Raw genomic sequence first — 22,582 nt, forward strand, 5'->3', positions numbered from 1 at the left:
CTGTCATTTTGACAACCCATGTTGTCATATTGACACTGTTATTGGTAGTCATTATGACTACCTCTTACGGATCATGAAAAAATTAATCAATTAAAATCAATAGATTAAAAGTTGGCACGCAGCTTGATATAAGCAAACCATCCTATTTGAAAAACGCGATATTACGCTGAGGTTTGCTATGTCTATTCTGGTTAAAAATAACATTCATTGGGTCGGTCAACGTGACTGGGAAGTGCGCGATTTCCACGGGACGGAATATAAAACGCTGCGCGGCAGCAGCTACAACAGCTATCTCATCCGTGAAGGTAAAAACGTGCTGATCGATACCGTCGATCACAAGTTCAGCCGCGAGTTCGTGCAGAACCTGCGCGGTGAAATCGATCTGGACGCCATCGACTACATCATCATTAACCACGCGGAAGAGGATCACGCGGGCGCGCTGACCGAGCTGATGTCGTACATTCCGAACACGCCGATCTACTGCACCACCAACGCCATCGACTCGATCAACGGCCACCACCACCATCCGGAGTGGAACTTCCATACCGTCAAAACCGGCGACTCGCTGGATATCGGCAACGGCAAACGGCTGATCTTCGTGGAAACCCCGATGCTGCACTGGCCGGACAGCATGATGACCTACATGACCGGCGACGCGGTGCTGTTCAGCAACGACGCCTTCGGCCAGCACTACTGCGACGAACGCCTGTTCAACGACGAGGTGGATCAGACCGAGCTGTTTGAGCAGTGCCAGCGCTATTACGCCAACATCCTGACGCCGTTCAGCCGTCTGGTGACGCCAAAAATTACCGAAATCCTCGGCTTTAACCTGCCGGTGGACATGATTGCCACCTCCCACGGCGTGGTGTGGCGCGAGAACCCAACCCAGATCGTTGAGCTGTACCTGAAGTGGGCGGCAGATTATCAGGAAGATCGCATCACGATTTTCTACGACACCATGTCCAACAACACCCGCATGATGGCGGACGCCATTGCCCAGGGCATCAACGAAGTGGATCCGAACGTGGCGGTGAAGATCTTCAACGTGGCGCGCAGCGATAAGAACGAGGTATTGACCAACGTCTTCCGCTCTAAGGGCGTGCTGGTGGGCACCTCTACCATGAACAACGTGATGATGCCGAAAATTGCCGGTCTGGTGGAGGAGATGACCGGCCTGCGTTTTCGCAACAAGCGCGCCAGCGCTTTTGGCTCCCACGGCTGGAGCGGCGGCGCGGTAGATCGCCTCTCTACCCGTCTGCAGGATGCCGGTTTTGAGATGTCCCTGAGCCTGAAGGCGAAATGGCGCCCGGATATCGACGCGCTGGAAATTTGCCGCCAGCACGGCCGCGACATTGCCCGTCAGTGGGCGCTCGCTCCGTTGCCGGAAGTAGCGGCAGCCAAACCCACCGAACAGCAGGAAGCCTGCGTCTGCGCCGCCGCGGCAGCCGCCGATCTCGGCCCGCGCATGCAGTGCAGCGTCTGCCAGTGGATTTACGACCCGGAACGGGGCGAACCGCTGCAGGACGTTGCCCCGGGCACGCCGTGGCGGGACGTGCCGGACAACTTCCTCTGCCCGGAATGTTCACTCGGTAAAGACGTCTTTGACGAACTGGGTACGGAGGCAAAATGAGCAACGGAATCGTCATCATCGGCTCGGGCTTTGCCGCCCGCCAGCTGGTGAAAAATATCCGCAAGCAGGACGCCAGCGTGCCGGTGACGGCGATCGCCGCCGACAGCATGGATGAGTATAACAAGCCCGATTTAAGCCACGTCATCAGCCAGAATCAGCGCGCCGAAGACCTCACCCGCCAGACGGCGGGGGAGTTCGCGGAGCAGTTTAACCTGCGCCTTTTTCCCTACACCTGGGTCACCGATATCGACGCCGCCGCGCACGTAGTGAAGTCGAAAGAGAAAACCTGGCGGTACGACAGGCTGGTGCTGGCCACGGGAGCCTCTGCGTTTGTGCCGCCTGTTGAAGGCCGCGAGCTGATGATGACGCTCAACAGCCAGCAGGAGTATCAGGCCAGCGAAACGGGGCTTCGCGATGCGCAGCGGGTGATGATCGTCGGCGGCGGGCTGATAGGTACCGAGCTGGCGATGGATTTCTGCCGCGCGGGCAAAACCGTTACCCTGGTTGACCACGCGGCGAGCATTCTGTCGGCGCTGATGCCCGCAGAAGTAAGCAGCCGCTTACAGCATCGCCTGACCGACATGGGGGTGCATCTGCTATTAAAATCGCAGCTGCAAAATCTGAGCAAAACTGAAGGCGGTATTCGTGCCACGCTCGACCGCAGCCGCAGCGTTGAGGTGGATGCCGTGGTGGCCGCGACGGGCCTGCGTCCGGAAACCGCGCTGGCGCATCGCGCAGGCGCCGAAACAGGTCGTGGCGTGAAGGTAAATAGCTACCTGCAAACTACGCAGCCCGATATTTACGCGTTAGGCGACTGCGCTGAAATTAACGGTCAGGTACTGCCCTTTTTACAGCCAATTCAATTAAGCGCGATGTATCTGGCGAAAAACCTGCTCGGCGGCAGCGCGCCGCTGAAATTACCTCCCATGCTGGTGAAGGTGAAAACGCCGGACCTGCCGCTGCACCTTGCGGGAGAAACGCAGCGACAGGATCTGAGCTGGCAAATCGCCATTGAATCACAGGGGATGGTGGCGCGCGGCATCGACGCAGATGACCAACTGCGCGCCTTTGTGGTGAGCGAAGAGAGAATGAAGGAGGCGTTCGCGCTGCTGAAATCGCTACCTGCTTAACCGTCGTATCGCCGGGTGGCGCTGCGCTTACCCGGCCTACAAAACAACAAAAAGAGAGTTAAGGCAAAAATTCAGGAACGCACCACCAGCGCGTCGTAGCCGCGCCAGCGGTAGTTGACCATGGAGATCAGCCAGCAGGCGACAAACAGCCCGACCACCACAAACCCGGCGTTGCCCATATTGTCGTTCACCGCGCCAACCCGATCCCACACGCCGCCGCTGAGGGCAAATTTATCCATCAGCAGGCCCAGCGCTTCCAGACCGCCGATAAACAGCGCCACCACCACGGAGGTGCCGGTGATGGTCATGTTGTAGTAGAGCTTGCGCTGCGGCTTGTTAAACGCCCAGCCGTAGGCGCCGACCATCAGCAGGTTGTCGAGGGTATCCACCAGCGCCATGCCGCTGGCAAAGAGCGCCGGGAAGATCATGATTGACCACACCGACATTCCGCTGGAGGCGCTGGCGGCAGAGATCCCCAGCACGCCGATTTCGGTGGCGGTATCAAACCCGAGGCCGAACAGGAAGCCCACCAGGTACATCTGCCAGCTTTTATTGACGAGGCGGAAGGTTTTGCCAAACAGCCAGTTCATGACGCCGCCCTGCGCGGGCAGGGTGATATCGCCCTGCACCGGCCTGCCGCTTTTCAGCGCCTGAAAACTACGCCAGACGCCGCGCAAAATCACCATATTCACCAGCGCCATCGCCAGCAGGAAGGTGGCCGAAACGGCGGTGCCAATCAGGCTGCCGGTTTCGTGGAACCATGCCATGTTTTTCTGAAACGCCGTGGCGGTGGCGGCGATGGCAATGGAGGCCAGCACCACGATGGTGGAGTGTCCCAGCGAGAACCACGCCCCCACGCCGGACGGGCGTTGGCCCTGCTGCATCATCTTACGCGTCACGGTATCAATGGCGGCAATGTGGTCGGCGTCCACCGCGTGACGCAGCCCGTAGCCCCACGCCAGCAGGCTGGCGGCCATCAGCGCCGTGCTGCCGCTAAAGGTGTGCCATGCCCATCCCCAGGCCAGCAGGTTTGCCATTATCAGAGCCAGCAGCAGAAGCGCGGCGCGAGGTTCATTGCGTAAGAGTCGTAACATTTTAAGTCCTTTGTAAACATGACCGGGCGGCGGCGATCGCCGCCTGCCCGAAGGAGATCGCTCCGTCGCCTGCGGGCAGGCGCGAAGGAAAAAGAAGCGTAAAGTCAGAAAGATAATGACGCAGGCGCGCGCGCAGCAGACGGTTGTGAAGCACCCCGCCGCTGAGGCAGATTGTCGACAGCGACAGGCGCCGGGCATGGCGCGCGGCGAGCTCCGCCAGCCCTTTTGCCAGCGCGTCGTGAAACGCCCACGCGCGCGCGCTGGGCTCCTCCTGCCAGCTCAGCCACTGCTGCCAGAAAAGCGCGAGGTTTTCCGCTTCCAGCGTCACCGGGTGATCGACACCCGCGCACTGCGATGCCAGCGCTTCCAGCCGACAGGCCGCCTCACCCTCCCAGGATTGGGTTTCGATACCCAGCGCACAGGCGACGGCATCAAACAGGCGGCCACAGGACGACGCCCGCGGCGCATTGATACCGCGCCGGATCGCCGTCGCCAGCAGCGGCCAGTTCTGGCGCTGAACCGCGCGCGTTTCCGGATAGCGCTGCCAGTCAGGGATAAACGCCAGACAGTGGGCGAGCAAATTGCGCCACGGTTGCCGGGCCGCCAGATCGCCTCCCGGCAGCGCAACGGCAGGCAGCCCGCCCAGACGCTCGCACTCCAGGTAGTTCACCCGCAGGCACTCTCCGCCCCACAGCGCGCCGTTTTCGCCCATGCCGATGCCGTCCAGCGTCAGGGCGATAGCGTCTCCCCCCTCAAGCGGCCAGCCGTTTTCCGCCAGGCACGCCGCGGCGTGGGCGTGATGATGCAGCACGGTTTCAACGGGCAGCCCCTGCGCCTGCGCCCAGCGGTGTACGCGATACGACGGATGGGCGTCGCACACCACGCGCTCCGGCTGGAAGGCGTAGATGTCCTGCATCAGCGAGAGCGCGCCGCGCCACTGCGCGTCGACACCCTCGTCGCCGAGATCGCCAAAATGCTGGCTCAGCACCGCCTGGCTGCCACGCACCATGCAGAAGGTATTTTTCATCTCCGCGCCGGTGCATAACATGGCGGGGATATTCTCAAAGCCCGCGGGCAACGTGACGGCATCCGGCACAAAGCCGCGCGCGCGGCGAAGCATCGCGCCGTCGCGATCCATCACCGAATCGTCCATCCGCTGCAGGATGTCGCGGTTATGCAGCAGGAAGCCGTCCGCGATGCCGCGGAGATCGTCCAGCGCCTGCGGGTTGGTCAAGGCAGGCGGCCTGCCGCTGAGGTTGCCGGAGGTCATCACCAGCGGGCGCTGGCAGTCCATCATCAGAAGGTGCTGCAGCGGGTTAGCGGGCAGCATGACGCCCACGGTGTCCAGACCGGGCGCGATACCTTCCGGGAACGCGGGCAGCCAGGCTTTTGGCGTGAGCACAATCGGTGCGGCGGGCGAGCGCAGCAGCGTCTGAATCGTCTCCGGCAGATCGTCCGCATGCGGGATCATCACCGCCAGCGGCTTCGCGGGACGCTGCTTGCGTGCCCGAAGCGTCGCAACCGCCTGCGGGTTACGCGCGTCACAGACGAGGTGAAAACCGCCCAGCCCTTTGACCGCGACGATACCGCCGCTTTTCAGCATCGCCGCCGCCGCGCCCAGCGCAGCCTCGCGGGCAGCCGTGACCCCGCCCGCCTGCCACTCCAGCGCGGGCCCGCAGTCCGCACACGCGACCGGCTGAGCGTGAAAGCGGCGGTCGGCAGGATTGCGGTACTCCGCTTCACACGGCGCGCAGAGCGGGAAAAGCGCCATTGAGGTGGCCGGGCGGTCGTAGGGCATGGCGCGGATAATGGTAAACCGCGGCCCGCAGTGGGTGCAGTTGATAAACGGATAGCGGTATCGGCGCTCGCCAGGGTCGCGCATCTCAGCCAGACACGCCGGACAGGTCGCGGCATCCGGCACAATCTGGGTGTTCATCGCGCTGCCCACGCTGTGGCGGATGGTAAAGTCCTCCGGCACGTGCGCCCAGGTAAACGGCTGCGCCTCCACGCGATCGATGCGTGCCAGCGGCGGGCAGTCCTGATGCAGCCTCGCGGTAAAGGCCCCCCCATTACCCGCGAGACGCACCAGCACGCCCTCTCCGTCATTGCAGACGTCACCGGTCAACTGAAGCGCCTGCGCAAGCTGCCAGACGAAGGGACGAAACCCCACGCCCTGCACCTTGCCGCGCACGCGCAGCTGAACGCCGTTGCTGCTCATGACGGTTCAGAACAGCAGTGATGACGACGTGTCGAACGCCGCGCGACGGCGCTTTTCGGCACTCATCTGCTCCAGCTTGTCGCGATCCACGCAGACCAGCGCGTGCGTCGGGCAGGCTTCCATACAGGCCGGGCCGGCCTCACGGTGGTAGCAAAGGTCGCATTTGTTGGCTTCGGCCTTGTCTGCGCGCACGCTCAGGCCCATGCCGCTGTTGCGCACCACCGGACGGACAACCACCTCCATCGCGCCATACGGGCAGGCGACCACGCAGGTTTTACAGCCGATGCAGCGCTCCTGCATCACGTGAACAAAGCCTTTCTCGCGTTTAATCGCCCCGTTCGGGCAGACGTTCGCGCACGGCGCGTCTTCGCACTGGCGACAGATGGCGGCGGTGGAAATATTCACGCCTTTGATAACGTGGATGCGCGGCAAAAACGTGTCGGGGGTCAGCGACGCGCAGTCCTGTTCCGCCTGATGGGAAACCACGCACGCCACTTCACAGGTACGGCAACCAATACACTTACTGGCATCGGCCATAATAAAACGGTTCATCTGCTTCTCCAGCATTACAGTTATGCGCGGAGATATTCATAAACCGTGCCAATAATTAAGCCATTGATTTTAAATGGTTTTAAAAATGACAGCGGCGCTGTCATCGTCACTTATGACGATGACAGCTGTCGACATCAGCGGTGCGGGCCGTCAATAACCGAGTCGCGCAGGACCAGCTCGCCGGAGAAGGTTTGCTGATATTTGAACTCACCGCCGTCGAGCATGAAGATCAGGCGGCTGATGATCTCTTTGATCATCTCCGTCACCGGAATACGCACGCTGGAGAGCGACGGCACGATGTAGGGCGCGATGGCCACGTCGTCGAAACCGATCACCGATACCGCGTCCGGGGTGGCGACGCCGCTGTCGTGCAGCTGCTTCATAGCCCCGATTGCCATATCGTCATTGCTCGCCACCAGCGCCGTAAAGCGTTCGCCGCGAGCCAGCAGCTCGGACACCGCCGCCGCGCCGCTGGCGGGGTTCCACTTACCCTGCGCAATCAGCCCCTCGCGCAGCGGAATACCGTGCTGCGCCAGTGCGTCCTTATAGCCCGAGAGACGCTCAACCCCGGTGGGAGAATCCAGCGATCCGGTAATAAACGCGATCTCCCGGTGCCCTTTGGCAATCAGCTGCGACACCGCCTCCAGGCTGGAGGCTTTATGATCGGACCAGACGCTGTGGCTGCTGTTTTTCCGCAGGCGGCGGTTGAGCACCATAATGGGCTGATCGCACTTCTCGACGATCTCGTCCATCTGTTCCACGCTCAGGAAACGCGGGTAGATGATCACCGCGTCGCAGCGCATATCGAGCAGGTACTGGATCGCCTCGCGCTCCTCATCCGCGCTGTGCTTGCCGTCCGCAAGGATCAGCTGCCGCCCTTTCTCTTCCGTCATGCGCGCGGCGTGAAACAGCAGTTCGCTAAAGTAGACCCCGTGATAAAGGGTGTTGGTCACCACCAGCCCCAGCGTCTGGGTACGCCGGGTTGCCAGGTTGCGCGCCAGCAAATTCGGGCGATAGCCGCTCTCTTCAATGGCCTGAAACACCCGGTCTTTGGTCTCCTGGCTAACGTAGCCATTTCCCGACAGCACCCGGGATACCGTGGCCTTCGAAACGCCTGCCCGCTTCGCCACTTCAAGCATCGTGGTCATGTTGTTATTCCGTCTGAATCTGATGAAGCGCAGTGTACTGCACTGCAAAAAAATTGTCCTGGCGTCGAAATCACGCTTTCGACACCCTACCGCGATCTGCATCACGAAACGAAAAAATGGTCAAAAAGCGATCTTGTTTTATTCATGAAAACTCATGATGATTATGTGAAACCGGTTTCCTACACTTCTCACAACGATAACAGGATCACATCCGATGGCCAAAAATTACGCTGCGCTGGCGAACGACGTTATCAGCGCGCTCGGCGGCAAAGAGAACATCGTCGCCGTCACCCACTGCATGACGCGTTTACGCTTTGTTCTGAAAGACGAGAGCCTTACCGACGCCGCGCGCCTGAAAAACATCAGCGGCGTGCTCGGCGTGGTGCGCAACGACAACCAGTGCCAGGTGATTATTGGCAACACCGTTTCACAGGCGTACCGCGAAGTGGTGAGCCTGCTGCCCACTGACCTGCAGCCCGCCGTGCCGGAAGGGCCGCAGAAGATGACCTTACGCCGCATCGGCGCCGGGATCCTCGACGCGCTGATCGGCACCATGTCCCCGCTGATCCCGGCGATCATCGGCGGCTCGATGGTAAAGCTGCTGGCGATGATCCTCGAGATGACCGGCGTGCTGCCAAAGGGCGCGCCGACGCTCACCATTCTGACGGTGATTGGCGACGGGGCGTTCTTCTTCCTGCCACTCATGGTGGCGGCCTCGGCGGCGGTGAAGTTCAAAACCAACATGTCGCTGGCGATCGCCATTGCGGGCGTGCTGGTGCACCCGAGCTTTATCGAGCTGATGGCGAAGGCCGCGCAGGGCGAGCACGTTGAGTTCGCCTTTATTCCGGTGACGGCGGTGAAATACACCTACACCGTCATCCCCGCGCTGGTGATGACCTGGTGCCTGTCGTACATCGAACGCTGGGTGGATCGCATTACCCCGGCGGTGACGAAGAACTTCCTCAAGCCGATGCTGATCGTGCTGATTGCCGCCCCGCTCGCCATCGTGCTGATTGGCCCGCTGGGCATCTGGATCGGTAGCGCCATCTCCGCGCTGGTCTACACCATTCACGGCTACCTGGGCTGGCTCTCCGTCGCCATCATGGGCGCGCTCTGGCCGCTGCTGGTCATGACCGGGATGCACCGCGTCTTTACGCCAACCATCATTCAGACCATTGCCGAGACGGGTAAAGAAGGGATGGTGATGCCGTCGGAAATCGGCGCCAACCTGTCGCTCGGCGGCTCGTCGCTGGCGGTGGCGTGGAAAACCAAAAACCCGGAGCTACGCCAGACGGCGCTGGCGGCCGCGGCCTCCGCCATTATGGCGGGGATCTCCGAACCGGCACTCTACGGCGTGGCGGTGCGCCTGAAGCGCCCTCTGATTGCAAGCCTGATCAGCGGCTTTATCTGCGGCGCGGTAGCCGGTATGGCGGGTCTTGCCAGCCACTCGATGGCGGCGCCGGGGCTGTTCACCAGCGTGCAGTTCTTCGATCCGGCCAACCCGATGACCATCGTCTGGGTGTTCGGCGTGATGGGGCTGGCAGTGGTGCTGTCGTTTGTTCTGACCCTGCTGTTAGGGTTTGAGGATATCCCGGTTGAAGACGAGGCCGAAAAAGCGCGCGCCCTGCAGACCGCGCCGGTACAAAACAACGCAGCAAAAGCATAAATTGAAAGCGAGGTAAGCATGTCTGTTTTTCCACAAGGATTTTTATGGGGTGGCGCGCTTGCCGCCAACCAGAGTGAAGGTGCCTACCGCGAAGGCGGCAAAGGACTGACGACGGTCGATATGATCCCCCACGGCGCGAACCGTCTGGCGGTGAAGCTCGGCAAGGAAAAGCGTTTTTCGCTGCGTGACGACGAGTTCTACCCGAGTCACGAGGCAATTGATTTTTACCATCGCTATAAAGAAGACATCGCCCTGATGGCGGAGATGGGCTTTACGGTGTTCCGCACCTCGATTGCCTGGAGCCGCCTCTACCCGAACGGCGACGAACCGCTGCCGAATCAGGAGGGTATCGCCTTCTACCGCGCGGTATTTGAGGAGTGTAAAAAGTACGGCATCGAGCCGCTGGTGACCCTGTGCCACTTCGACGTGCCGATGCATCTGGTAACGGAGTATGGCTCCTGGCGCAGCCGCAGGATGGTCGACTTCTTCGCCCGCTACGCCCGCACCTGCTTTGAGGAATTTAACGGCCTGGTGAAGTACTGGCTGACCTTCAACGAAATCAACATCATGCTGCACAGCCCGTTCTCCGGCGCGGGGCTGGTGTTTGAGGAAGGCGAAAACGAAGATCAGGTGAAATACCAGGCCGCGCACCACGAGCTGGTGGCGAGCGCCCTGGCGACCAAAATCGCCCACGAGGTGAACCCGGAAAACCAGGTCGGCTGCATGCTGGCGGGCGGTAACTTCTACCCTTACTCCTGCAAGCCGGAAGACGTGTGGATGGCGCTGGAGAAAGACCGCGAGAACCTGTTCTTTATCGACGTGCAGGCGCGAGGCAGCTACCCGGCCTACTCTGCCCGCGTGTTCCGCGAGAAGGGCGTGGTGATTGTGAAAGACCCGGGCGACGACGAACTGCTGAAAAACACCGTCGACTTTGTCTCGTTCAGCTATTACGCCTCGCGCTGCGCGTCGGCGGATATGAACGCGAACAATACCAATGCCGCGAACATCGTCAAATCCCTGCGCAACCCGCACATTCAGGTGAGCGAGTGGGGCTGGGGCATTGACCCGCTCGGCCTGCGCATCACCATGAACATGATGTACGACCGCTACCAGAAGCCGCTGTTCCTGGTGGAAAACGGCCTCGGGGCGAAAGACGTCATTGATGAAAACGGCGAGATCAACGACGACTACCGCATCAGCTACCTGCGCGAGCATATCCGCGCGATGGGCGACGCGATTGAGGACGGCGTGCCGCTGATGGGCTACACCACCTGGGGCTGCATCGACCTGGTGGCCGCCTCAACGGGCGAGATGAGCAAGCGCTACGGGTTTGTCTACGTGGACCGCGACGATGCCGGGAACGGCACGCTGGAGCGGAAGCGCAAAAAATCATTCGGATGGTATAAGAAGGTGATTGCGAGTAACGGAGGGGATCTGGCGTAGCCTGTTGCCCTCACCCCGGCCCTCTCCCACAGGGAGAGGGAGAAGGGTTTGGTAGGCCGGGTAAGGCGTAGCCGCCACCCGGCACTGCTCAGAGCTGAGAAAAACCGCCATCTCCAACCCACCCGGCAAGCCGTAAATAAACCACGTCCACCGCCTCCTTCACCGGCGGCGTCATCGGGTAATAAAACCCAACGATATCCGGCTGAATGCCCAAAAACAGCACCTCGCCCACGTCGTCTTTAATCTGATCGACCAGGTAGTTCAGCGGCATATTGTGGGTGGTCATCATAAACATTTCGGCAATGTCGTCCGGGTCAATCAGGCGGATCTCGCCGGGGTTGAGCCCCATATCGGTGGCATCGACGATTAACAGTCTCTCCGGGCGCAGCTCGCGGATGGCGACCACGTCATTTTCCGGCGCGCTGCCGCCGTCAATCACCACCCACTTACCCTGCGGTTTCGCGGCGCACATCTCGGCCAGCAGCGGGCCCGCGCCGTCGTCGCCCATCATGCTGTTGCCGACACACAGTAAAACGTCAGTCACGTAATCTCCTCACCATCAGGTAGATGGCGCTCTCCTGATGAATATCATGCAGCATGCCGAGCAGCGTTTTGCTCCACGCCTGCTGCTCCGGGGTTTGCCTGCCGAGCGCCGCGTCAAAGGCGTTGGCGAGCATCGCAATGTGGTTGGCGTCGATAACGATCTCGCCGTACTTCGGTACGCCCTCCATCTTGCGCCGCGCCGTGCTGCCCTCCTCCAGCGTGGCAATCCACGCCAGGTATTCCGGCCACGGGCAGCTCAGCGCCGCCTCCAGGCAGTCAATCACCCCGAGGTGGTGCCCAATCGCCAGGCTGTAATAGACCACCTGCTGCGCCGCATCCGGCGTGGCATCGTTCTCATCAATAAACTTACGGCTCAGCTGGCTGAACACCACCGTTTCACTCATCGGATACGCGCCTCGTCCACAATGCTGTTCAGGTTCGCCACGATCTCATTGAGGCGCGGGTCGTTTTCCGCCTCCAGCCAGCGCGCCACCTGATGTTCGCCCTGGCTCAGCAGGCGCAGATAGTCATCGGCAATCTGGCGACCGTAGCGGTAGCCCGCCAGCCTGCGCGCCGTGCGGTCAACCTTCACCCGCAGCGGCTGCACCATATCCGGGTGCAGGATAGTGGCTGGCTGGTTGTCGAGCTCGCCCGGCGCGCGGGCGTGGATTTTCTGTTCCAGCAGGCCGAGCGCCATGGCAAAACCGTACAGCGTCGCGGCAGGCGTTGGCGGACAGCCCGGAATGTAGACGTCGACCGGCACGATTTTGTCGGTACCGCCCCAGACGCAGTAGAGATCGTGGAAGATGCCGCCGCTGTTGCCGCAGGCGCCGTACGAGATGCAGATTTTCGGATCCGGCGCGGACTGCCAGGCGCGCAGCGCGGGCGAGCGCATGGCGCGGGTGACGGCCCCGGTGAACAGCAGGATGTCCGCATGACGCGGGGACGGCACCACCTTGATGCCGAAGCGCTCGGCGTCAAACAGCGGCGACAGCGTAGCGAAGATCTCAATCTCGCAGCCGTTGCAGCCGCCGCAGTCCACGCGGTAGACGTAGGCCGAGCGTTTGATTTTTTTCAGCAGCGACGCCTTCATGCTGGCGATGGACTCCTCCACCGTCATCGGCACCGGTATGCCGTTAGCGTCGCGCGGGCCGAGTAAATTTTCCATTAGCTGGCCTCTCTCATATGGCGGGTGATATCAATGCGGTCGGACGGCAGCAGGCATTTCTGGCGCTTGCATTCCGGGCAGGTCTCAAAGCTTTCACGGTGTTGCTCCGCGCGGGCATCGCCGTTGTGCTGCAGTAGCGCGATGGCGTAGTCGATCTCTTTTTGCACGGCGAACGGACGCCGGCAGACGCGGCAGTGGCACAGGTCAAAGCGCGACTGCTGCAGGAAGTCTTCTTTCTTCCACACCGCCAGCTCGTACTCCTGCGACAGGCGAATGGCGACCGTCGGGCAGACCTCCTCGCAGCGGCCGCAGAAGATGCAGCGCCCGAGGTTAAATTGCCAGGCCAGCTCGCCGGTTTTGAGATCCGTTTCCACCGTTAAGGCGTTCGACGGGCAGGCGTTGACGCAGGCCGCGCAGCCAATGCACTGCTGCGGGTTGTGCTCCGGCTTGCCGCGAAAGTTTTTATCCACCGGCATCGGCTCCAGCGGATAGCGGCTGGTGGGCGTGCCGGTTTTTATCGCTTTTTTGATAAAGGTAAACATGGCGAGTCCTTATTTCAGCGGCGAGTTCTTACGCTCGATGCTGTAGCGCTCAAGCTCTTTGTACGGCACCACCTGGCTTTTCTTCTTGCGCACGTCCACCACGGTCATGCGGTCGGTGCAGGAGTAGCACGGGTCAAGGCTGCCGATGATCAGCGGCGCGTCAGACACGGTGTTGCCGCGCAGCATGTAGCGCAGGGTTGGCCAGTTGGCGTAGGTGGCCGCGCGGCAGCGCCAGCGGTAGAGCTTCTGGTTGTCGCCGGTCATGCTCCAGTGAATATCGTCCCCGCGCGGCGCTTCGGCAAAGCCGAGGGCAAAGCGGTTCGGAATGTAGGTGAAGCCCTCCACCATCAGCGGGCCGCCCGGCAGGTTGTCGAGACCGAAGTCGATCATGTTCAGGGCGGTGAACACCTCGTTGATGCGCACCTTCAGGCGCGAGATGACGTCGCAGCCCTGCTCGCTGTGCACGGTCATCGGCAGCAGGCCGTAGCCGACGAACGGGTGATCGGCGCGGGTGTCGCGGGCGTGGCCGCTGGCGCGCACCATCGGGCCGACGTTGCTGAAGTCGCGGGCAATTTCCGGATCGAGACGGCCAATCCCCACGGTGCGCTGCTCGATGTTTGGCGTGCTGAGCAGCATGTCCACCAGCTCCTGCACGTCCCGGCGCATCTGCTGCGCCAGCTGGCGGGTCTGGATCATGTCGTCCTTCAGCAGGTCGCGGCGGATCCCGCCGATCAGGTTCAGCCCGTAGGTTTTGCGCGCCCCGGTGAGGATCTCCGCCATCTTCATCGACGCTTCGCGCACGCGGAAGAACTGCATAAACCCGGAGTCAAAGCCGACGAAGTGGCAGGCCAGGCCGAGGTTCAGCAGGTGCGAGTGCAGGCGCTCCACCTCCAGCAGAATGGCGCGAATCATCTGCGCGCGCTCCGGCACCACGATCCCCATGCCGTTCTCCACCGAGGTGGTGTAGGCGGTGCTGTGGGCAAAGCCGCAGATGCCGCACACGCGGTCAGAGAGGAAGGTCACTTCGTTGTAGCCCATGCGGGTTTCCGCCAGCTTTTCCATGCCGCGGTGGACGTAGAACAGGCGGTAGTCGGCGTCGATAATGTTCTCGCCGTCGACGAACAGGCGGAAGTGGCCCGGCTCGTCGGAGGTGACGTGCAGCGGGCCGATTGGCACCACGTTGTTCTTCTTGCTGCCGAGTTCGTTGATGAACTCATAGGTTTCGCTGTCGGTGGTCGGCGCCGGGCGCTGGCGATAGTCCATGCTGTCTTTACGTAGCGGGTAGAGTTCGTCCGGCCAGTCGTCCGGCAGCACCAGACGGCGCTCGTCCGGCAGGCCAACCGGCACCAGGCCGTACATGTCCCGCACTTCGCGCTCGCCCCAGACGGCAGCGGGCACGCGCGGGGTGACGGACGGGTATTCCGGCTTGTTCGGGTCGACTTCGACGCGCACGGTGAGCCAGCACTTTTCGCCCTGCTCCATCGACATCACGTAGTACACCGCGTAATTGCCGCACAGCTGGCGCTCGTCGTTGCCGAACAGCACCGACAGCCAGCCGCCCTGCTGGTAATAGAGAAACTCCACCACTTCCGGCAGGTAGTTCACCTTCACGGTAATCGTGATCTGGTCTTTGGTTTGCCAGCCTTCATCCAGCACCACGCCGGGGAAGGCCTGATGCAACGCGGCGAGGTACTGCTGGCCTTTCTTTTCTTCAGACATAAACACTCTCTTTAATCACGCCACCAGCAAGGAGACGAACGCTAAAAATGCAAAACCAAAACCGGCCCAGGTGATGCGCGACGTTTCGACAAAACGCAGGCGCGCCATGCTGTTTTCAAACAGGGCAATCACCAGCACGCCGACCAGCAGCTTGAGGGCGGCAACCACGACGGCCAGCACCAGACCGCCCGCGGAGAAGTGCGTCATCTGGCCCCACGGGAAGAAGACGCCGACAAACATCTGCAGCACCACCAGCTGTTTGAGGCTGATGCCCCACTTCAGCACCGCAAAGCCGTAGCCGCTGTATTCGGTAAGCGGCCCTTCCTGCAGCTCCTGCTCGGCTTCCGCGAGGTCAAACGGCAGCTTACCCATCTCGATAAAGGTGGCGAACGCGCACGCGCAGAGCGCCAGCACCAGCGGAATGGAGCGGGAAACCGGCCAGTGATAAACGGTATCGGTGATAAAGCTGATATGGGTGGAGCCTGCGACCTGCGCGGCGACCCACAGCCCCAGCAGCAGGATCGGCTCAACCAGCACGCCGAGCATCGCCTCGCGGCTGGCGCCGATGCCCGTAAACGGACTCCCGGTGTCGAGACCCGCAATCGCAAAGAAGAAGCGGGCGATGGCGAACAGATAGATAAGCGTAATCAGATCGCCGAGCACCGGCAGCGGCGACCCCACCGTGACCACCGGCAGCGCGGTGGCGATGGTGAGCATCACGCCCACCATCACAAACGGCGTCAGGCGGAAGACCCAGCCTGCGGCATCCGGGGCCACGCTCTGGCGAGAGAGCAGCTTGAAGAGATCGCGGTACTCCTGGAGTACGCCAGGCCCGCGGCGGTTGTGCATCCGGGCGCGCGCCACGCGCGTAATGCCCGACAGCAGCGGCGCCGCGGCGAACAGCACCAGCGCCTGAAGAATTGCCAGTAACAGACTCATGTCAGGCTCCTCGTGAAATCACAATGACCACCAGCACCGCCAGCTCGATGACGGCCAGACGGCGGAACAGCGCGGGCGCGGCGGCGCTCTGCCAGCCGGGTACCCAGCCCACCGGATTGAGCCAGTGGCGCAGCTTCAGCACGGCGGCGAAGTTCTCCTTCACCGGCATGGCGAAGCCGTGGGCGGTAATGACCATCGACTGCTCGTGTTCGTAGCCGCAGGCCCACGCCGCGCCGCGCGAGCGGGAGGCGAGCCGGTCACGTTTAAAGCACAGCATCAGCACGAGCGGCAGCAGCGGCGCGCCAATCAGCAGCAGCGCAATCATCGGCTGGGAAACGGTGGTGTTCGCCACGGTCAGCGGCAGCGGAATGGCGTGGCCCAGCAGCGGCAGCAGCCACGGCGCGGCCACGCCGCCCGCGATGCAGCACAGCGCCAGCGCGACCACGCTCACTCCCATTAAGACCGGCGCACAGCAGGCGTTTTCCGCTTCGCGGGTGCGCGGCGCGCCGAGGAAGGTCACGCCGTAGACTTTCGCCATGCACATCACCGCCAGCGCCCCGGTAATCGCCAGCCCGACCGCCAGCAGCGGGCCGAGCAGGCGCGCGATAAAGGCGTCGCTCTGACCGAGGGCGAAGAAGGACTGGTAGATCACCCACTCCCCGGCAAAGCCGTTCAGCGGCGGCAGCGCGGCCATCGCCATCAGCCCGACCAGCATCGCCAGTGAGATCACCGGCATCTTTTTGCCGATCCCACCGAGCTTTTCGATATCCCGATGGCCGGTGCGGAACCAGACGCTTCCCGCGCCCAGGAACAGGGTGCTTTTAAACAGGCTGTGGTTGACGAGGTGATAGAGACCGCCGATAAACCCGGCGGCAATCAGCGCCGGTTGGTTCAGCGCCAGCCCGGTCACGCCCGCGCCGATACCGAGCAGGATGATGCCGATGTTTTCCAGCGTGTGGTACGCCAGCAGGCGCTGGATATTGTGCTCCATCAGCGCGTACAGGCCGCCGACGAACGCGGTGATCGTGCCCGCAATCAGCAGCACGACGCCCCACCACAGCGGCGGCTGTCCGCCGGTCAGCGTAATCGCCAGAATGCCGAACAGGCCGACCTTCATCACCACCGCAGAAAACAGAGCGGCGGCGGGCGCGGAGGCGTTCGCATGCGCCTGCGGCACCCAGCCGTGCAGCGGGATGATCCCGGCGAGCAGGCCAAAGCCGAGCACGCCCAGCAGCCAGACGTCGTTCCCCAGCGGATGGCCGTTGAGCGCGGAGAAGTCCAGCGTGCCGAAGCGTTGCCATACCCGCCAGCAGGCCAGCGCCAGCAGCAGCGTTCCGAGGCGTCCCAGCGCAAACCACAGCTTGCCGGAGACGCTACAGCCCGTCAGGAACACGCCGCAGAGCGCCATGATCTCCGCCATCACCACCAGCGCCCCGAGGTTGCTGGCGATAACGGTGCAGACCGCCGTCGCCATCAGCAGGTTCACCAGCAGGCCGTTAGCGTTGGCGTGCGGATGGCGGTGCCAGTCGATATTGAACAGGCTGATAAACAGCCCGCACAGGCCAAAGGTCACCAGCCAGATGGCGTTCAGCGGCGTCATCGCGACGCCGTGGCGAATCAGCGGCATCACGGCCTCGACGGAGTGGCCGCCGAGCAGGACAACGCCGCCTGCAGCCAGCGTCATCAGGCTACCTGCCGCCCCGCCGATCCCGGCGATCGCGCCGCTCAGGGTTTTATGGAATGAGAAGAGAAGTGCCAGAACGGCGGCGGCCGCAAAACAGGCTACCGCGCTGGTCATCATCATTGCCGCGTTCATTTCGCCCCCTCGTTGAGCGCCTGTAGCAGGGAAAGGTCGCCAAAATCACTGTTGATGGTCAGCTCGCGTTTACGCTTGCTGGTACGGGCGATGTCGCGGATGTTAACCAGAATGAGCGCTTTCGTCGGACACGTGCGCACGCAGGCCGGGCCCTGCTCGTCGAAGCTGCACAGGTCGCACTTCACCGCCACGGCGCGGATGCCGGGTACCCAGTCCAGCAGCGTGCTGACGCGTGCCGGCGCCGGTGGCGCGGGCGGGGCTTTTGGCGAGTTGGCGTTCGCCGGAACGTGCAGCGGACGGCTGCCGGAAAATTCAATCGCGCCGAACGGGCAGGCGATGCCGCACAGCTTGCAGCTTACGCACAGGCTTTCGTTCAGCTGGACCGCGCCATCCACGCGGGTGATGGCATTCACCGGGCAAACACCCGCGCAGGGGGCATCTTCACAGTGGTGGCAGAGCTGCGGGGCAGACTCTTTTTCATTACGCATGACGTGCAGGCGCGGCATGGACTGCAGCCCATGCAGGCGATGCGTTTCCGAACACGCCGCCTCGCAGGTTCGACAGCCAATGCAGACCGTCGAGTCAGCAATTACAAAACGGTTCACCGGGTTATCCTCTGGTGATGGTCATTTTTGACGAAAAACTGTCTTGTCGACACTTCTCGACACGCAGGAGTCAGGCCACGTTCGCTGAGGCGTTTCCACCCATCAGCTGCGTCAGGTTGACCGGGAGATCGTGTTCAACGGCGGCGTAGAGGCCGTTATAGACCGGCGCGATTTTTTCCAGGTAGTGCTCCAGCACCTGCTGGCGATCCCGGTTGCTGACGTGGCCGTCGACCATGCCGTCGGCCATCAGCTGCGCCTTCGCAATACACTGTTTTTCGCCGTCTTTTGTCTCGAGGTGATACTCAATGGTGTGGCTGTTGAAGTTATCCGCCAGGGTCACGTTGATGGTGAAATGGCCGAAGAGGATAAAACGCATGTCGCCCTGCGCCGCGCAGCTCATCGCGTGATGAAGACGCGCCTTTGAGAGGGTAATGCCCTGAACCAGAGAGTTGCAGTAGAGGTGCCACTGGTCCTGCAGCTGCTGATGACGCTGCGCGATGTAATCCGCTTTTTCGCTGATTTCCCAAATAGTCATAAAAGGTATCCGGTTAATGGAGATAGCGGCTGTTAAGCAGATTCCATGCCAGTTTTTATCTATATGATTTTAAATAAATTTAATCCCATGGCCGCTGTCAACGCCGCGATGTCGACGTGTCATTTCGACAGCGTTGACATCGTCACGCCCTAACAGAAATCAAGCTGGCACCGTTATTGCATTCCAATGGCGCAATTCATTGAGGAGGCGTCATGCACGAAATCACCCTCTGCCAGCGGGCTCTGGAACTGATTGAGCAACAGGCAGTGCAAAACCACGCGAAGCGCGTCACCGGCGTCTGGCTGAAGGTCGGGGCATTTTCCTGCGTCGAGACCAGCGCCCTGACCTTCTGCTTTGAACTGGTATGCCGCGGCACGCTGGCGGAAGGCTGCGAGCTCCATATTGAAGAACAGCAGGCGGAGTGCTGGTGCGGGCAGTGCCAGCAGTACGTCACCCTGCTGTCATCAAAGGTTCAGCGCTGCCCGCAGTGTCGGAGCACCGGCCTACGCATCGTGGCGGATGACGGCATGCAGATCCAACGCCTCGAAATCGAGAAGGAGTAAAGTATGTGTAGCACCTGCGGTTGCGCCGAAGGCAACCGGTATATAGAAGGGGATGAGCATCGCCCCCACTCCGCGTTTCGCTCGGCGCCCTTTTCTCCAGCCCCGCGTCCTGCGGCAGCCCTGACCGGCATTACCTTTGCGCCGCAACGCTCCGAAGCGGGCGATCTGCATTACGGCCACGGCGAGGCGGGCACCCACGCGCCGGGCATGAGCCAGCGCCAGATGCTGGACGTGGAAATTAACGTGCTGGACAAAAATAACCAGATTGCCGCCCGCAACCGCGCGCGCTTTGCCGCCCGCAAACAGCTGGTGCTGAACCTGGTCTCCAGCCCCGGCTCCGGTAAAACCACGCTGTTAACGGAAACGCTCAAGCGCCTCAACGGGCGCGTCTCCTGCGCGGTAGTCGAGGGCGATCAGCAGACCGTAAACGACGCCGCGCGCATTCGTGAAACCGGCACCCCGGCGATTCAGGTTAACACCGGCAAGGGCTGTCACCTGGATGCCCAGATGATTGCCGACGCCGCGCCGCGCCTGCCGCTTGAAGATAGCGGCATCCTGTTTATTGAAAACGTCGGCAACCTGGTCTGCCCGGCGAGCTTCGACCTGGGCGAACGACACAAGGTGGCGGTGCTGTCGGTAACCGAAGGCGAAGACAAACCGCTGAAGTACCCGCACATGTTTGCCGCCGCGTCGATCATGCTGCTGAACAAAGTGGACCTGCTGCCGTACCTGAATTTTGACGTGGACAAGTGCCTGGCGTACGCCCGCGAGGTGAATCCGGAGATTGAGATCCTGCTGGTCTCCGCCACGCGCGGCGACGGCATGGACGCATGGCTAAACTGGCTGGAGAGCGAACGATGTGCATAGGCGTGCCCGGACAAATTCACTCTATCGACGGTAATCAGGCCAAAGTCGAGGTCTGCGGCATTCTGCGCGACGTGGATCTGACGCTGGTGGGCAGCACCGATGAGGCGGGCGCGTCGCGCCTCGGCCAGTGGGTGCTGGTCCACGTAGGGTTTGCCATGAGCGTGATTAACGAAGCGGAAGCCCGCGACACGCTCGACGCCCTGCAAAACATGTTCGACGTGGAGCCTGACGTGGGCGCCCTGCTGTACGGCGAGGAGCGGTAGCACATGCGTTACGTTGATGAATACCGCGCCCCGGAGCAGGTGCTGCAGCTTATCGGACACCTGAAAACGCGCGCGGCGCTGCTGGACTACACGAAAGAGAGCCCCCTGCGGATCATGGAGGTGTGCGGCGGACACACGCACGCCATCTTCAAATTTGGCCTCGACCAGCTGCTGCCGGAGAACATCGAGTTTATCCACGGCCCCGGCTGCCCGGTGTGCGTGCTGCCGATGGGGCGCATCGACAGCTGTATTGAAATTGCCAGCCGGCCCGACGTCATTTTCTGCACCTTTGGCGACGCGATGCGCGTGCCGGGGAAAAACGGCTCGCTGCTGAAGGCGAAAGCGCGCGGCGCGGACGTGCGGATCGTCTATTCGCCGATGGATGCCCTGACGCTGGCAGAGAACCACCCCGCGCGTAAGGTGGTGTTTTTTGGCCTGGGGTTTGAAACCACCATGCCCGCCACCGCCATCACGCTGCAGCAGGCGAAAGCGCGCGGCGTCGGTAACTTTTTCTTCTTTTGCCAGCACATAACGCTCATCCCCACCCTGCGCAGCCTGCTGGAAGAGCCGGGAAACGGCATTGACGCCTTTCTGGCGCCGGGCCACGTCAGCATGGTGATTGGCACAGACGCCTACGGTTTCATCTCTGAACAGTACAATCGTCCGTTAGTGGTCGCTGGTTTCGAACCACTTGATCTACTACAAGGTGTGGCCATGCTGGTTGAGCAGAAAATAGCGGCCCTGAGTACCGTGGAAAACCAGTACCGCCGCGTGGTGCCGGATGCGGGAAATGAACGGGCACAGCGGGCGATAGCCGACGTGTTTAGCGTTGAGGGCGACAGCGAGTGGCGCGGCCTGGGGCTGATTGCCGAATCCGGCGTGCGCCTGACGCCAGCCTATCGCGCGTTTGACGCCGAAGCGCATTTCCGCCCGCAGCCGCAGGAGGTTTGCGACGACCCCCGCTCTCGCTGTGGCGACGTGCTCACCGGTAAGTGTAAACCTCATCAATGCCCGTTATTTGGCAACACCTGTAACCCGCAAACGGCGTTTGGCGCGCTGATGGTCTCCTCCGAAGGGGCGTGTGCCGCGTGGTATCAGTATCGCAACCAGGAGAGTGAAGCATGAATACGGTTGAAATGGCGCACGGCAGCGGCGGACAGGCGATGCAGCAGCTGATTAACCGGCTGTTTATGGAAGCCTTCAACAACCCCTGGCTCGCCGAGCAGGAAGACCAGGCGCGCATTGACCTCGCCACCCTCACCGCGCACGGAGACAGGCTGGCCTTCTCCACCGACAGCTACGTGATTGACCCGCTGTTTTTCCCCGGCGGCGATATCGGCAAGCTCGCCGTCTGCGGCACGGCCAACGACCTTGCCGTCAGCGGCGCCGTTCCGCGCTACCTTTCCTGCGGGTTTATACTTGAAGAGGGGCTGCCGATGGCGACGCTCGCGGCGGTGGTCAACAGCATGGCGCAGACCGCGCGCGAGGCGGGGATCGCGATCGTCACCGGCGATACCAAGGTGGTGCAGCGCGGCGCGGCCGACAAGCTGTTCATCAACACCGCGGGCATGGGGGCGATCCCCGCCGATATTCACTGGGGCGCGCAGCGCCTTAGCGTGGGCGACGTGCTGATCGTGACCGGCACGCTGGGCTGCCACGGTGCCACCATCCTGAACCTGCGAGAAGGCCTGGGGCTGGACGGGGAACTGCGCAGCGACTGCGCGGTGCTCACCCCGCTGATCCAGACGCTGCGCGCCGTGCCCGGCGTGAAGGCCCTGCGGGACGCCACCCGGGGCGGCGTCAACGCCGTGGTTCATGAGTTTGCGGCACGCTGCGGGTACGGGATTGAACTCACCGAGCGCGGCCTGCCCGTTAAGCCTGCCGTTCGCGGGCTGTGCGAGCTGCTGGGCCTTGACCCGCTTAACTTCGCCAACGAAGGCAAGCTGGTGATTGGCGTTGAACGTGCCGCAGCCGAGGCCGTTCTGGAACAGCTGCGGGCGCATCCGTCAGGAAAAGAGGCGGCGATGATTGGCGAAGTGGTTGAGCGCAAAGGGGTGCGCCTGACCGGGCTTTACGGCGTGAAGCGCACGCTGGATCTGCCGCACGCTGAACCGTTACCCCGTATTTGCTAGGCCGCGCCA

General features: G+C 62.0%; 22 protein-coding genes. 9 read left to right on the plus strand and 13 right to left on the minus strand.

Annotation, left to right across the window (positions count from 1 at the left end; genetic code table 11):
- Positions 1 to 178: 178 nt before the first annotated feature.
- Together norV and norW are read left to right on the plus strand one after the other, a co-directional pair.
- On the plus strand, positions 179 to 1,630 hold the full coding sequence (gene norV / locus FY206_RS19215; RefSeq protein WP_032643025.1) for an anaerobic nitric oxide reductase flavorubredoxin: 1,452 nt from the start codon (positions 179 to 181) through the stop codon (positions 1,628 to 1,630).
- On the plus strand, positions 1,627 to 2,760 hold the full coding sequence (norW, locus tag FY206_RS19220; RefSeq protein WP_032643027.1) for an NADH:flavorubredoxin reductase NorW: 1,134 nt from the start codon (positions 1,627 to 1,629) through the stop codon (positions 2,758 to 2,760). The genes norV and norW overlap by 4 nt, the downstream gene beginning before the upstream one ends.
- Positions 2,761 to 2,831: 71 nt before the next feature.
- Here the strand turns inward: norW and FY206_RS19225 are convergent, their stop codons facing one another.
- The 4 genes from FY206_RS19225 to FY206_RS19240 all read right to left on the minus strand — a co-directional run bounded on the left by FY206_RS19225 (position 2,832) and on the right by FY206_RS19240 (position 7,772).
- The gene (locus FY206_RS19225; protein ID WP_032643029.1) at positions 2,832 to 3,854 is read right to left on the minus strand and encodes a HoxN/HupN/NixA family nickel/cobalt transporter; all 1,023 of its coding nucleotides are present in this window, start codon (positions 3,852 to 3,854) and stop codon (positions 2,832 to 2,834) included.
- 1 nt (position 3,855) lies between these two features.
- Positions 3,856 to 6,072: a carbamoyltransferase HypF gene (hypF, locus tag FY206_RS19230; RefSeq protein WP_032643031.1), complete on the minus strand. Its 2,217-nt coding sequence runs from the start codon at positions 6,070 to 6,072 to the stop codon at positions 3,856 to 3,858.
- A gap of 6 nt (positions 6,073 to 6,078) precedes the next feature.
- Entirely contained in the window at positions 6,079 to 6,624 is a 546-nt protein-coding gene (gene hydN, locus FY206_RS19235; RefSeq protein ID WP_032643033.1) for an electron transport protein HydN, read from the minus strand.
- A 134-nt stretch (positions 6,625 to 6,758) separates the two neighbouring features.
- Positions 6,759 to 7,772 (minus strand): LacI family DNA-binding transcriptional regulator, encoded by a 1,014-nt coding sequence (locus tag FY206_RS19240; RefSeq protein WP_032643035.1) that lies wholly within the window; start codon positions 7,770 to 7,772, stop codon positions 6,759 to 6,761.
- Positions 7,773 to 7,986: 214 nt separating this feature from the next.
- On the opposite strand from FY206_RS19240, the gene ascF reads away from it, so the two are divergent.
- Positions 7,987 to 9,438, plus strand: a complete 1,452-nt coding sequence (gene ascF, locus FY206_RS19245; RefSeq protein WP_032643036.1) for a PTS cellobiose/arbutin/salicin transporter subunit IIBC — start codon at positions 7,987 to 7,989, stop codon at positions 9,436 to 9,438.
- Positions 9,439 to 9,456: 18 nt separating this feature from the next.
- Positions 9,457 to 10,881, plus strand: a complete 1,425-nt coding sequence (locus FY206_RS19250; protein ID WP_032643038.1) for a 6-phospho-beta-glucosidase — start codon at positions 9,457 to 9,459, stop codon at positions 10,879 to 10,881.
- An 88-nt stretch (positions 10,882 to 10,969) separates the two neighbouring features.
- Here FY206_RS19250 and hycI read toward each other — a convergent pair whose 3' ends face one another.
- The 9 genes from hycI to hycA form a co-directional block, all read right to left on the minus strand.
- Positions 10,970 to 11,425 (minus strand): hydrogenase maturation peptidase HycI, encoded by a 456-nt coding sequence (gene hycI, locus FY206_RS19255; RefSeq protein ID WP_032643040.1) that lies wholly within the window; start codon positions 11,423 to 11,425, stop codon positions 10,970 to 10,972.
- A complete protein-coding gene (locus tag FY206_RS19260) occupies positions 11,418 to 11,828 on the minus strand; it encodes a formate hydrogenlyase maturation HycH family protein (protein WP_023294422.1) in 411 nt (136 codons plus the stop codon). Before FY206_RS19260 ends, hycI begins: the two co-directional genes overlap by 8 nt.
- A complete protein-coding gene (locus FY206_RS19265; protein WP_032643043.1) occupies positions 11,825 to 12,592 on the minus strand; it encodes an NADH-quinone oxidoreductase subunit B family protein in 768 nt (255 codons plus the stop codon). The genes FY206_RS19260 and FY206_RS19265 overlap by 4 nt, the downstream gene beginning before the upstream one ends.
- Positions 12,592 to 13,134 carry a formate hydrogenlyase complex iron-sulfur subunit gene (locus tag FY206_RS19270; protein ID WP_032643045.1) on the minus strand — a complete coding sequence of 181 codons (543 nt, stop codon included), beginning with the start codon at positions 13,132 to 13,134 and terminating at the stop codon, positions 12,592 to 12,594. The genes FY206_RS19265 and FY206_RS19270 overlap by 1 nt, the downstream gene beginning before the upstream one ends.
- 9 nt (positions 13,135 to 13,143) lie before the next feature.
- Positions 13,144 to 14,853 carry a formate hydrogenlyase subunit HycE gene (hycE, locus tag FY206_RS19275; RefSeq protein WP_032643047.1) on the minus strand — a complete coding sequence of 570 codons (1,710 nt, stop codon included), beginning with the start codon at positions 14,851 to 14,853 and terminating at the stop codon, positions 13,144 to 13,146.
- Between the two features lie 15 nt (positions 14,854 to 14,868).
- The gene (locus tag FY206_RS19280; RefSeq protein ID WP_032643049.1) at positions 14,869 to 15,792 is read right to left on the minus strand and encodes a respiratory chain complex I subunit 1 family protein; all 924 of its coding nucleotides are present in this window, start codon (positions 15,790 to 15,792) and stop codon (positions 14,869 to 14,871) included.
- Between the two features lies 1 nt (position 15,793).
- Entirely contained in the window at positions 15,794 to 17,608 is a 1,815-nt protein-coding gene (hycC, locus tag FY206_RS19285) for a formate hydrogenlyase subunit 3 (protein WP_077064221.1), read from the minus strand.
- Positions 17,605 to 18,213: a 4Fe-4S dicluster domain-containing protein gene (locus FY206_RS19290; RefSeq protein ID WP_032643053.1), complete on the minus strand. Its 609-nt coding sequence runs from the start codon at positions 18,211 to 18,213 to the stop codon at positions 17,605 to 17,607. Before FY206_RS19290 ends, hycC begins: the two co-directional genes overlap by 4 nt.
- A 70-nt stretch (positions 18,214 to 18,283) precedes the next feature.
- Positions 18,284 to 18,748 carry a formate hydrogenlyase regulator HycA gene (gene hycA / locus FY206_RS19295; RefSeq protein WP_032643056.1) on the minus strand — a complete coding sequence of 155 codons (465 nt, stop codon included), beginning with the start codon at positions 18,746 to 18,748 and terminating at the stop codon, positions 18,284 to 18,286.
- Between the two features lie 212 nt (positions 18,749 to 18,960).
- On the opposite strand from hycA, the gene hypA reads away from it, so the two are divergent.
- The 5 genes from hypA to hypE are packed head-to-tail and all read left to right on the plus strand — an operon-like array spanning position 18,961 to position 22,573.
- Positions 18,961 to 19,311, plus strand: coding sequence for a hydrogenase maturation nickel metallochaperone HypA (gene hypA / locus FY206_RS19300; RefSeq protein WP_032643058.1), 351 nt, complete (start codon positions 18,961 to 18,963; stop codon positions 19,309 to 19,311).
- A 3-nt stretch (positions 19,312 to 19,314) separates the two neighbouring features.
- The gene (hypB, locus tag FY206_RS19305; protein ID WP_032643060.1) at positions 19,315 to 20,178 is read left to right on the plus strand and encodes a hydrogenase nickel incorporation protein HypB; all 864 of its coding nucleotides are present in this window, start codon (positions 19,315 to 19,317) and stop codon (positions 20,176 to 20,178) included.
- A complete protein-coding gene (locus FY206_RS19310) occupies positions 20,169 to 20,441 on the plus strand; it encodes a HypC/HybG/HupF family hydrogenase formation chaperone (protein WP_032643062.1) in 273 nt (90 codons plus the stop codon). Before hypB ends, FY206_RS19310 begins: the two co-directional genes overlap by 10 nt.
- Before the next feature lie 3 nt (positions 20,442 to 20,444).
- Positions 20,445 to 21,566: a hydrogenase formation protein HypD gene (hypD, locus tag FY206_RS19315; protein ID WP_032643064.1), complete on the plus strand. Its 1,122-nt coding sequence runs from the start codon at positions 20,445 to 20,447 to the stop codon at positions 21,564 to 21,566.
- Complete coding sequence (gene hypE / locus FY206_RS19320; RefSeq protein WP_032643066.1) at positions 21,563 to 22,573, plus strand: hydrogenase expression/formation protein HypE; 1,011 nt, start codon at positions 21,563 to 21,565, stop codon at positions 22,571 to 22,573. Before hypD ends, hypE begins: the two co-directional genes overlap by 4 nt.
- Positions 22,574 to 22,582 lie beyond the last annotated feature (9 nt).

This window comes from Enterobacter chengduensis (assembly GCF_001984825.2).
Lineage (GTDB): Bacteria > Pseudomonadota > Gammaproteobacteria > Enterobacterales > Enterobacteriaceae > Enterobacter > Enterobacter chengduensis.

Coding starts and splice junctions, on each gene's coding strand:
- norV (WP_032643025.1), top strand. CDS start 179: ATGTCTATTCTGGTTAAAAATAACATTCATTGGGTCGGTCAACGTGAC.
- norW (WP_032643027.1), top strand. CDS start 1,627: ATGAGCAACGGAATCGTCATCATCGGCTCGGGCTTTGCCGCCCGCCAG.
- FY206_RS19225 (WP_032643029.1), bottom strand. CDS start 3,854: ATGTTACGACTCTTACGCAATGAACCTCGCGCCGCGCTTCTGCTGCTG.
- hypF (WP_032643031.1), bottom strand. CDS start 6,072: ATGAGCAGCAACGGCGTTCAGCTGCGCGTGCGCGGCAAGGTGCAGGGC.
- hydN (WP_032643033.1), bottom strand. CDS start 6,624: ATGAACCGTTTTATTATGGCCGATGCCAGTAAGTGTATTGGTTGCCGT.
- FY206_RS19240 (WP_032643035.1), bottom strand. CDS start 7,772: ATGACCACGATGCTTGAAGTGGCGAAGCGGGCAGGCGTTTCGAAGGCC.
- ascF (WP_032643036.1), top strand. CDS start 7,987: ATGGCCAAAAATTACGCTGCGCTGGCGAACGACGTTATCAGCGCGCTC.
- FY206_RS19250 (WP_032643038.1), top strand. CDS start 9,457: ATGTCTGTTTTTCCACAAGGATTTTTATGGGGTGGCGCGCTTGCCGCC.
- FY206_RS19260 (WP_023294422.1), bottom strand. CDS start 11,828: ATGAGTGAAACGGTGGTGTTCAGCCAGCTGAGCCGTAAGTTTATTGAT.
- FY206_RS19265 (WP_032643043.1), bottom strand. CDS start 12,592: ATGGAAAATTTACTCGGCCCGCGCGACGCTAACGGCATACCGGTGCCG.
- FY206_RS19270 (WP_032643045.1), bottom strand. CDS start 13,134: ATGTTTACCTTTATCAAAAAAGCGATAAAAACCGGCACGCCCACCAGC.
- hycE (WP_032643047.1), bottom strand. CDS start 14,853: ATGTCTGAAGAAAAGAAAGGCCAGCAGTACCTCGCCGCGTTGCATCAG.
- FY206_RS19280 (WP_032643049.1), bottom strand. CDS start 15,792: ATGAGTCTGTTACTGGCAATTCTTCAGGCGCTGGTGCTGTTCGCCGCG.
- hycC (WP_077064221.1), bottom strand. CDS start 17,608: ATGAACGCGGCAATGATGATGACCAGCGCGGTAGCCTGTTTTGCGGCC.
- hycA (WP_032643056.1), bottom strand. CDS start 18,748: ATGACTATTTGGGAAATCAGCGAAAAAGCGGATTACATCGCGCAGCGT.
- hypA (WP_032643058.1), top strand. CDS start 18,961: ATGCACGAAATCACCCTCTGCCAGCGGGCTCTGGAACTGATTGAGCAA.
- hypB (WP_032643060.1), top strand. CDS start 19,315: ATGTGTAGCACCTGCGGTTGCGCCGAAGGCAACCGGTATATAGAAGGG.
- FY206_RS19310 (WP_032643062.1), top strand. CDS start 20,169: ATGTGCATAGGCGTGCCCGGACAAATTCACTCTATCGACGGTAATCAG.
- hypD (WP_032643064.1), top strand. CDS start 20,445: ATGCGTTACGTTGATGAATACCGCGCCCCGGAGCAGGTGCTGCAGCTT.
- hypE (WP_032643066.1), top strand. CDS start 21,563: ATGAATACGGTTGAAATGGCGCACGGCAGCGGCGGACAGGCGATGCAG.